Below are 9973 nucleotides of genomic sequence, written 5' to 3' on the forward strand. Positions count from 1 at the left end.
ATACGTTTGCGGGGTTATTTCCCCTTCGCCTTGTTGAGAAAAAAATTTCTTGATGAGAATCCGGGTTAATCAATCTCTTTTATAAATTCTTGGCACCCTACATGAGATTCCAGTTACAATTTCGTACGGAATTGTTTGGGTGTTAGCAGCCCACTGATCTGCGGTCATCGCTCTGGATCCCAGCAGCTCAACCGGCTCTCCCTCTGCGGGAATATCAGAACTGCCCAGGAAAACCATAATGTAGTTCATTGTAACTGTACCCACAACAGTATATCGCTGCTGATTGATTGCAACTTCCATATTCCCAGTGAGTAATCGGGGTATTCCCTCTTCATATCCCATTGGAATGGTACCCACAAAACCGTTCTCCGGGGCTTTCCACCGGGCTCCATAACTGACTGTCTCTCCTTTAGATATCTGTTTTACCTGTACCAAGTGCGACTGCCAGCGGATAGCCGGTACCAATCCCTCGATTTCAGTAGAACCCGGTGCATAGCCATATATTCCAATCCCATTGCGCACCATATCAAAATGTGCTTCGGGATAGAATGCCGTCCCCCCGGTGTTCGCCATATGCGTCAGTATCTCAGGTTCAAAGTTTTGGCAAATTGATTTGAACCGGACCAGTTGCTCTTCTGCTTTTTCTGAACCGGGATTATCAGCTGTGGCAAAATGGGAGTAAATGCCGGTACAACGAAGTTCGGAATAATTCTGTATAGCTTTCTGGGTTTGTGTAATCTCATCCTGCACAAGACCAAGACGCCCCATCCCGGTATCAAAATTGAGATGATAATCTGTTCCAGGATTTAGCAGTCTAAAATGAGAGAGCGAGCTAACCGTAGCGGTCAAATCGTGATTTTTATATGTAGGGGCTGTCTCCGCGGTAGGTACTCCAAAAACAAGAATCGGATTACTTATTCCAACCTCACGCAACTCAATACCTTCCTCCACATCATTTACGGCAAACCAGGCTACCTGCTTTTCGATAGCCCGGGCAACCTCCACCGCCCCGTGACCATACGCATTGGCCTTCACAACCGCCATCTGCTTCCCGTTAGTAGGTAAAAACTCTTTTAATACCTTCAAATTTTGTTTGATGATGGAAATATTAACCTCAACAAATGAATTCCCGGAAATGTCTTTTACCATTCTTTCTATTGGAATTTAAAATTCACGCATGACGCGACACTCACGACACAACCATACTAAAAAAACCATTTCTGCTTCTTAAGATCTTTCAAGATCACCTGCGCGGCATTGTGTCCTGCGGCGCCAAACACCCCGCCGCCCGGGTGACAAGAAGCGCTGGAAAGGTATAAATTTTCTATCGGTGTTTTATACTCGCTCATCTCCGGGATCGGCCGAAACATAAACATCTGGTCAAAACTCATTTCCACATGCATCACGTTGCCACGCGGCATGGCGTGTTTTCGCTCAATGTCGAGCGGCGATTGAATATACCAGTCGATCAGCTTCCCCTCCATATTAGGAGCATACCGGGTTACTACATCATAGATCTTTTGTGCTTCCCGCTCCCGGATATCATCCCAGTGCTCCCCGTTGTTCAACTCGTACGGGTGCCACTGTGCCCAGGCAAACAGCGTATGCCCGCCATCCGGTGCCACCTCGGGATCAATTTTAGAGAATGTCATAGCCAGCACTGCGGGATCTTCGGGAGGCAAGCCCTTGGTGTAATCCCCGATCGCGTTCCTCATATACTGCGTAGAGGGGGCCAGCAACTGCATCCCGTTGTGTACGTCTGGATCATCAGGACACGCTGTATACTCGGGAAGCTCCTCCACCGCACAGCGTATTACCATTCCAAATCCATTGCCCACGTTGATGTTTTCGACCTTTTCATAAAGAGAGGAATCCAGGTGCTCACGTCCCACCATCTTCATCATCGTTGTCTGCACGTGCGCATTCGATACGATTGTATCAGCAAAAAAGTCCTCGCGCTCAGCCGTTCGCACTCCTTTGGCCTCACCATTTTTGATAATGATGTTTTCTACCGGAGAACTGGTTTGAATGGTACCCCCATGTGCCTCCAAAAAATTTGCCATCGCCTGCGTGAGCATCCCACTCCCCCCTTTCGGATGTTTGGCCCCGCTTTGGTGTAGCATCGACTGCCAACCGGCAAAATCTCCAGTAGCGGGGTGATCGGGTGTGGGACCGGACTGCGCGGCAAACCATGTAAGTGCGGCCTTCATCCAGGGATTCTCGAAGGCGTTATCGACTACCTTGCCATAGCTGCTGAAAATCTTTTGAAGTCCGGCCGCTTGTTCACCCTTCTTAAACATGGAACCGCCGCGGATCTGTCCCTTTGCCAGCTCAGTCACAATATTTTTCCCGGATGGCGGAACCATAAAGGCCTTCAAGACGCCCTCGTTTACTCTCCCCCAGAATTCAACAAAATCCCGGTAATTCTCTACATCCTCCGACGCCACTTGTGCAATCGACTCCAAGGTACGTTCCAAGTCTCTATAAAAATGTATCACCCCTTTTCGAGACTGACCGGGAGGCAGCGGGTACGACATTATCGGGTCCATCTCGATATATTCCAGCCCATACTTCTCAAGTTCAAGCTCCTCAAGTATGCCTGTCTGGTGAATCATGATATGCACTGATGAGCCCACATCCATCCGGAATCCCCCGGGATACTCTTTTGACTGGAACATCGTTTCGGTACACACTGCGCCCCCGATATTTTCACGCCGTTCCAAAACCAACACGGAATACCCAGCTTTGGCCAGGTAACATCCGGTTACTAAACCATTGTGACCGGAACCGATAATTATGACATCGTAATTGCTCATTGTAATATCTTTTCGCTTTTTATAACATCACTGAACGTATGTCGTGTAACACATTGTTATCCAGATAATTCCGAAAATCTCACAATTTATTTTTAAGTATGAAGTTTTTTCAAACCCTGATCGCCTCTACGCTGGGCTTCTTAATAGCTGTATTTATCCTGTTCATCATATTTTTTATAACCATTTCCAGCAGTACCCAGCAGCCCGAACCGTACGTACGTGATAATACCGTTCTTAAAATAAACTTGCAGGGAGCGCTTTCTGCACAGCAAGCCTCCAACCCTTTTGATGAGCTCCTTTCAACTGGGGGCGGGCCCAAGGTTTCGCTGGAATCGATGCGGGAGAACCTGGACAAAGCTGCAAAGCACGACAATATTAAAGGGGTCTGGCTTGAACTGGATTTTGTTTCCGGCGGATGGGCGAACCTGGAAGAGGCGCATCGTATGATAAAAACATTCCGTGACAGCACCGATAAATTTGTGTATGCCAGTACTTCTGAAATGGGCTATAATGAAAAGGGCTACTACCTGGCCACAGCAGCCGATTCTGTCTTTGCACCTGCCGAATCATTTTTCGAGTTCGACGGTTTCTACACGCAAGTTTCCTTTTATACCGGATTATTCGAGAAAATAGGCGTTGAGGCCGAAATAGCCCGCCACGGCAAGTATAAATCAGCTGTGGAACCTTATTATCAAAAAGAGCTCTCGGAAGAAAGCCGATACCAGCTGGAACAGATTATTTCGGATGTCAGCACTCATTTTGTACAAGCCGTTAGTGAGAAAACGGGGAAATCAGCAGATGAACTAAACGGAATTATGAACAATGCTCCGAACCTGTTAATCCAAAATGCTTATAAAAACGGGCTGGTGGATTCCCTGCTATCGCCAAACGACCTGGAACAACTGATCAATAAAAGGATGGGCGTAAGCGAGGATCGCTCGCTTAATACGATATCCAACAGCCGGTACTACCGGGTAACGCCTGGAACGGCGGGGCTGGAGAGCAACTCCACCAGTGATAAAATTGCGGTTATCTACGCCAACGGTCCTATACTTTATGGGACAAATGGCGATTCTCCATTTGATAATCAGCAGATTATCACTGCCTCTTTCTTTGAAGAACAGTTGGAAGAAATTCGTGACGATGATGATGTCAAGGCCGCCGTTGTGCGCATAAACAGTCCGGGGGGTTCCGGCAGTACGTCCGACCTGATCTGGAGTAAACTGCGCGATCTCTCCAAAGAGATGCCGGTCATCGCTTCCATGGGGCCAGTTGCAGCTTCCGGGGGGTATTACATCGCCATGGCAGCCGATTCCATCGTGGCTGAATCAACCACAATCACCGGTTCCATCGGGGTATTCTCTACAAAATTTAACACCAAACAGCTGTGGAATGAAGAGCTGGGTATCACATTTGACCAGGTGAAATCCCACCAGTATGCCGACTGGCTGAATCCTACACGCGGTTTCACTGAAACAGAACGAAAGGCCTACCAGCAGTTTACCGACCGTTTTTACCAGACATTCATATCAAAAGTGGCCGAATCACGGGATATGACGGTTGAGGAGGTCGATGCCGTGGCCCAGGGCCGCGTATGGACGGGACAGGACGCATTGGACCAAAATCTTGTGGATATTCTCGGTGGACTTGAAGATGCGGTTAAAATTGCAGCAGAGAAGGCGGAGGTATCCACATACAGTGTAGAATCATATCCGAAACCCAAGGAATTGTATGAACTTTTTATGAGCTCAGCACAAACGAAAGCCAGTGCGTTGTTTAACCAGTCATTCTTTCTCCCAAATGAGCAAACTGAACAGCTCAAAACGCTGTTTAGGTATGGTAAAAGTGATCCATTGTTAATATTTCCGTATGATTTAACTATCCAGTAATAATATGAACATTGGACGATTTTCAATAGAACAGCTCAGTGAAGGACGGTTTGAACTGTTTGACGACGGAAGAGTCAACCGGCTGACACACCAGGAAGATACCGGTCCTGCTATTGATCTCCCCACTCAGGTCTCATCCACTGTGGGGATCGATCCGGTCCTTGTTTCCTCAAACGAGCACAAGATCCTGCTGGACACTGGACTCGGTTGGGGACTTGATGCGGGCAGTAACTATTCCGACGTATCAAATGCCGTGACCAACCTCGATATTTTTGGTCTTCAGCCGGAGGATATCACCCACGTCATCCTGACTCACCTGCATTATGATCATGTGGCGGGATCAACATACACGGACGATCAATCGAAAACGCAGCCCACATTTCCAAATGCCAAATATTACCTTCAAAAACGTGAATGGGAATATGCGCTATCGGAAACCAGTGAAGCCAATCTGGTGAAAGGTGCCAGTTATAAACTTGATGATCTTTACCGTCTGTTCGCGGATGATTACTTGGTATTGCTGGAAAAAGATTTTAAAGAAATCGTACGCGGAATCACTGTGCTTTGGACGGGTGGACATACACCCGGGCACCAGGTGATCAGGATTAACGACAGCGGGGAATCGGCTTATTATCTTGGCGACCTGCTGCCCAGCGAGAAGCATCTCAACCGGTATGCCATGCGCCAAATGGATATTCATCCCAACCAGGCGAAAAAGAAAAAGATTCAACTTATGCGGCAGTTATGTGACGAGAATGCCTGTCTGCTTTTCTACCACTCCCTTTATTCCAAATCGGGCATGCTCACCAAAAATGAAAAAGAAAAGTATGTGCTGAAAAGTATTTGATCGGGTTTCTTTACTGAAAAGAATATCCATTGCATGAATGTATTCTATTCTACATAAAAAAGGTGTAGCGCACTGTGGAGTGTACTACACCAGATTCTACCGATCGTTTTAGAGCAACACAAATTACGCATTACGAATCAGATACCTGAGGCTAATCCTACTTAACGTGACAACTACTTCCTTGCTACTTATTCATTGAGAGCAGAAACTCTTCGTTGTCTTTTGTGCCCTTCATCTTGTCGAGCAAGAACTCCATCGCCTCGTTTGCATTCATGCGGTTGAGATAGCGGCGGAGCAGCACCACTTTTTCACGTTCAGTTTCCGGCACGATAAGCTCTTCACGACGCGTACCGCTTTTGAATATATCCATGGCGGGATAGATGCGTCGATCGGCCAGGTTACGATCCAGCACAACCTCCATATTACCGGTGCCTTTGAACTCCTCGAAAATCAGGTCATCCATACGTGAGCCGGTTTGAACAAGTGCGGTAGCTAAAATTGAAAGGCTGCCGCCGTCCTCAATATTTCGTGCCGAGCTAAAGAGCTGACGCGGTGCTTTAAGTGCCTCGGAATCCACACCACCCGACATCGTGCGGCCCGTATTAGGGGCACAGATGTTGTAAGCGCGAGACAGTCGCGTGATGGAGTCCATCAGCATCAACACATCGTGGCCGCTCTCTACAAGGCGTTTCGCTTTCTCAAATACAATCTCTGAAAGCCCGATATGGTTCTCAGGACGCTCATCGAATGTAGAGGCCACAACTTCGGCATTTTCTACATTTCGCTCCATTTCGGTAACCTCCTCGGGACGCTCATCAATCAACAAGATGATCACCTTGGTATCAGGTGAATTTTTGTTGACCGCATTGGCTATATTCCGCAGTATGGTAGTCTTACCTGTTTTAGGCTGTGCAACAATCAGCCCCCTCTGCCCTTTTCCAAGTGGAGCAAATAGGTCGATGATACGTGTCGTTTTTTCGTTTGGATCGTACTCCAGCTTATAGCGTTCGTCCGGATAGATCGGCAACAGATCCTCAAAATCACCCCGGTTGTCCATATCATGAGGAATTTTGCCGTTGACGCCATCAACACGCAGAAGGGCAAAATAGCGTTCGCCTACTTTGGGTGGACGGATAATGCCGATAACGCAATCTCCCTGCTTCAGTCGAAATCGCTTAATCTGGGAGGGCGATACATAAATATCATCCGGACTAGCCTTGTAGTTATAATTCACCGAACGCAGGAAGCCATAGCCATCCGGTAAAATTTCAAGCGTACCCTCATTTATCAGGTATGGTCCGAGATCAGGCCTGATTTCATCCAGGCGCTCCTTCAGCGTGGGCGCATCAGAGTCCGGGAGAATATCGTGAACACTCTTTTTCTTTTTCTTATTACCGTTGTTCGATTTAGAATTTGATTTCGAACTGCCCCGAGATCGGCCTCGACTCGGCTTTTCAGGTTTCTTTTTATAAGGCTGGGTATGCTCAATCTCATTTTCTGAACTCGAAGAAGAATCAGAGCCATCTTCCGGCATAGATTCAGCTTGCTCCCGGGCTGTTTCACTGATCTTATCGATAAGCTGCTGTTTACGCAGTCCTGTTACCGACTTGAGCCCCTGTTCACGGGCAAGCTTTTGTAGTTCTTTGACCGTCTTACGATGTAGTTTTTCAATTTCCTCTTCAGTCAACCCATCGGTCTGGATATCCGACATAATTCGCTATTTACTGTGATTGATTAAATTAGTGTGAGATGAATAAAAAAATTCGAAGTAAGTGAAAAAAATTGTGTGTGCTTAAAGAGAGTTGGTTACACTGCCAAACTGCAAATGTAAGCAATCAGAATAGAAAAGAAACTGGCTAGTGGTTGGGACGGATTGTTTGTACCCATTCCCGAACCGTCGAGTAAAAGTAAAAACTTCCAGCAAAAATTACTAATTCTGACTCAAGTTCTTTCAAAAAAAGCGTTTGTTGTTTTTTATCTACGGAAACGACATCCGTGTTGGGCAGCCATTTTTCAATTTCCCTCGCGTCAGCTGCTCTTTTAGACCCTATTGTATAATAGTAGATTTTTTTGAATTTCTGAAACTCTGCCATCATCATTTCATTAATTTTATCTTTCATAAGTGATAAAACCAGCGTTGTTCGATCCAAAGACTGCATATTGGCAACAGTTTTTGTCAAATTCTGCACGGCTTCCAGGTTGTGAGCGCCGTCAAAGTACCAATCCAATTCAGAATGCAGTTTTTCAAAGCGGCCAAGTAAGGTAAATGTTGACTTCACCTTCTGAAGCCCACGATTAAGTTTTTTGCCGGGGACGGGATATCGGTCTGACAGCACCTGCACTACCTGCCATGCCAGTGCAACATTGTGAACCTGGATGGGACTGACAAGATCCGTTGTAAATTCAACCGGACTTCCATCTATGTTGAGTATACAAACGCCATTTCTCCAGGTTGGTTCCATCGAATTTGTCTGGTAAATACGGCTCTTTTTGTTCTTGGCTATTGCCATTACTTCCTCGGATGCCCCAAAAGAAACATTCCCCAATACCACTGGAACACCTTGTTTTATGATTCCCGCTTTCTCGCGAGCAATGCTCCGGATATCTTCCCCCAGGATATCAGTGTGATCCAGCGAAATATTCGTAATAACGGAAACCAGCGGTGTAATGATATTGGTAGCATCCAGCCTGCCGCCAAGCCCCACTTCAATGATTGCCAAATCAATATTTTTGTGACGAAACCACCAAAATGCAATGGCCGTACTCAACTCAAAGTAGGTAAGTCGAAAGCTCTTGACTAAACCGCTGTATTTATTCAAAAAAATCAATAACTCCTCATCTGTAATATATTTACCGTCAACCTGGAACCGCTCCCTATACTCCAATAAATGAGGGGAAGTATATAGGCCTGTTTTATAGCCCCCTTCATGATAGATGGCACCCAAAATCTGGCAGGTACTACCCTTACCGTTGGTACCCGCAACATGAATAGAAGGAAAATCATCTTGTGGGTCACCAATCGCTTCACAAAATTTTTGAAATCGTTCCAAGTCAAATCGTGCAGCCGCAGAACCGGTGTTTTGAAAAGCCGGGATAGCATCCAAAAACCGGTAAATATCTTCAGAGGTATTTAATTTCATTTCTTAGACTTAGCTCGTACATTAAAACGGCTTTGAAGTTCATTACAATAAGAATGATATACAAATCAATTATAAAGCCTCTGATGTTTGACCTGGAGGCAGAAAAAGCGCATGAAACGGCCATGAACCTGGGGAAAATCGCTTCCCGGAATACCCTTCTTAGGCTGGCAGGTAAAAGCTTATACAATTTTTCCTCTTCCCGACTCAGCCAGACTTTTTGGGGGCTCGACTTCAGAAATCCGATCGGGCTGGCCGCAGGATTCGATAAGAATGGTGAAATTACTGAAATCATTGAAGCGATAGGATTTGGTTTCACTGAAGTTGGTAGCATTACGGCCAATCCCTCTACCGGCAACCCGCGCCCGCGAGCATTCCGCCTGGAAAGTGACCAGTCGCTGATCAACCGCATGGGCCTGAACAACGATGGCGCCCAAACGATTGTTCGGAGACTTGAAAAGAAGCAGTTGGGAATCCCGCTCGGAGTCAATATAGCAAAAACTCATGATCCGGAAATTGTGGGTGATAAGGCCATTCAGGACTACCTGTTCAGTTTTCGGGAGGCGCACAAAGTGGCGGACTATATCACGGTCAACATTTCCTGCCCAAATACGACGGAAGGCAAAACGTTTGAGGATCCCGGCGCACTGGATGAACTCCTGGCGGCACTAAATATTAAAGAGGATGCCAGCGCAATCCCAACCCTCGTTAAGTTTTCTGTGGATCTGGATCGTAGCCAGCTGGAGGCCCTGCTCGATATTTGTGAACAGCACCGCGTAAATGGATATGTGGCGACTAATACCTCGAACAGCCGTGAAGGGTTGCATACCGATGCCAATCGCCTGAAGGAAGTAGGACGCGGAGGGCTTAGCGGTCACGCCATTTGTGCCCGCAGCACCCAAATCATCCGATGGATAAGCGAAATCACCAATGGCCAAAAACCGATCATTGGGGTTGGTGGTATCAATTCATTTGAAACTGCTCTGGAAAAAATTCGGGCAGGAGCGGATCTGCTTCAAATTTATACAGGACTGGTATATGAAGGTCCTGGCCTGATCAAGCGGATTAATAAAAAGCTGGACCGACATCTCAAAGAGCACCATATGGACTCCATTCATCAGCTGGAAAAAATGGATAAATAAGCGATGCGTACTGCGTAATTAGTCGAGTAGCCAAGGGGAATTTCACCCCAAGGCCCTCACAGAACCGTACGTGACAGTCTCCCGTCATACGGCTCTTGTTGTTCTATCGCTATAGCGATTGGGCTCATAATCATCAATCTTC

Annotated in this window: 7 protein-coding genes; 3 read left to right on the top strand and 4 right to left on the bottom strand. The window is 46.7% G+C overall.

The window, feature by feature from the left end:
- Nucleotides 1-69: 69 nt before the first annotated feature.
- Both alr and NC796_RS16545 read right to left on the bottom strand, forming a co-directional pair.
- Nucleotides 70-1149, bottom strand: coding sequence for an alanine racemase (gene alr, locus NC796_RS16540; protein WP_310685970.1), 1080 nt, complete (start codon nucleotides 1147-1149; stop codon nucleotides 70-72).
- A gap of 56 nt (nucleotides 1150-1205) precedes the next feature.
- On the bottom strand, nucleotides 1206-2816 hold the full coding sequence (locus NC796_RS16545) for an NAD(P)/FAD-dependent oxidoreductase (RefSeq protein WP_310685971.1): 1611 nt from the start codon (nucleotides 2814-2816) through the stop codon (nucleotides 1206-1208).
- A gap of 98 nt (nucleotides 2817-2914) precedes the next feature.
- Between NC796_RS16545 and sppA the strand changes: the two genes are divergently transcribed.
- Entirely contained in the window at nucleotides 2915-4705 is a 1791-nt protein-coding gene (gene sppA / locus NC796_RS16550) for a signal peptide peptidase SppA (protein ID WP_310685973.1), read from the top strand.
- 4 nt (nucleotides 4706-4709) lie between these two features.
- On the top strand, nucleotides 4710-5552 hold the full coding sequence (locus tag NC796_RS16555; protein WP_310685975.1) for an MBL fold metallo-hydrolase: 843 nt from the start codon (nucleotides 4710-4712) through the stop codon (nucleotides 5550-5552).
- A 184-nt stretch (nucleotides 5553-5736) separates the two neighbouring features.
- On the opposite strand, the gene rho is transcribed toward NC796_RS16555, so the two are convergent.
- The gene (rho, locus tag NC796_RS16560; protein WP_310685977.1) at nucleotides 5737-7263 is read right to left on the bottom strand and encodes a transcription termination factor Rho; all 1527 of its coding nucleotides are present in this window, start codon (nucleotides 7261-7263) and stop codon (nucleotides 5737-5739) included.
- Nucleotides 7264-7408: 145 nt separating this feature from the next.
- Entirely contained in the window at nucleotides 7409-8692 is a 1284-nt protein-coding gene (locus tag NC796_RS16565; RefSeq protein ID WP_310685979.1) for a folylpolyglutamate synthase/dihydrofolate synthase family protein, read from the bottom strand.
- Nucleotides 8693-8745: 53 nt separating this feature from the next.
- On the opposite strand from NC796_RS16565, the gene NC796_RS16570 reads away from it, so the two are divergent.
- The gene (locus tag NC796_RS16570; protein WP_310685980.1) at nucleotides 8746-9831 is read left to right on the top strand and encodes a quinone-dependent dihydroorotate dehydrogenase; all 1086 of its coding nucleotides are present in this window, start codon (nucleotides 8746-8748) and stop codon (nucleotides 9829-9831) included.
- Nucleotides 9832-9973 lie beyond the last annotated feature (142 nt).

Source organism: Aliifodinibius sp. S!AR15-10, assembly GCF_031569985.1.
GTDB lineage: Bacteria > Bacteroidota > Rhodothermia > Balneolales > Balneolaceae > JAMQKA01.

Coding starts and splice junctions, on each gene's coding strand:
- alr (WP_310685970.1), bottom strand. CDS start 1,149: ATGGTAAAAGACATTTCCGGGAATTCATTTGTTGAGGTTAATATTTCC.
- NC796_RS16545 (WP_310685971.1), bottom strand. CDS start 2,816: ATGAGCAATTACGATGTCATAATTATCGGTTCCGGTCACAATGGTTTA.
- sppA (WP_310685973.1), top strand. CDS start 2,915: ATGAAGTTTTTTCAAACCCTGATCGCCTCTACGCTGGGCTTCTTAATA.
- NC796_RS16555 (WP_310685975.1), top strand. CDS start 4,710: ATGAACATTGGACGATTTTCAATAGAACAGCTCAGTGAAGGACGGTTT.
- rho (WP_310685977.1), bottom strand. CDS start 7,263: ATGTCGGATATCCAGACCGATGGGTTGACTGAAGAGGAAATTGAAAAA.
- NC796_RS16565 (WP_310685979.1), bottom strand. CDS start 8,692: ATGAAATTAAATACCTCTGAAGATATTTACCGGTTTTTGGATGCTATC.
- NC796_RS16570 (WP_310685980.1), top strand. CDS start 8,746: ATGATATACAAATCAATTATAAAGCCTCTGATGTTTGACCTGGAGGCA.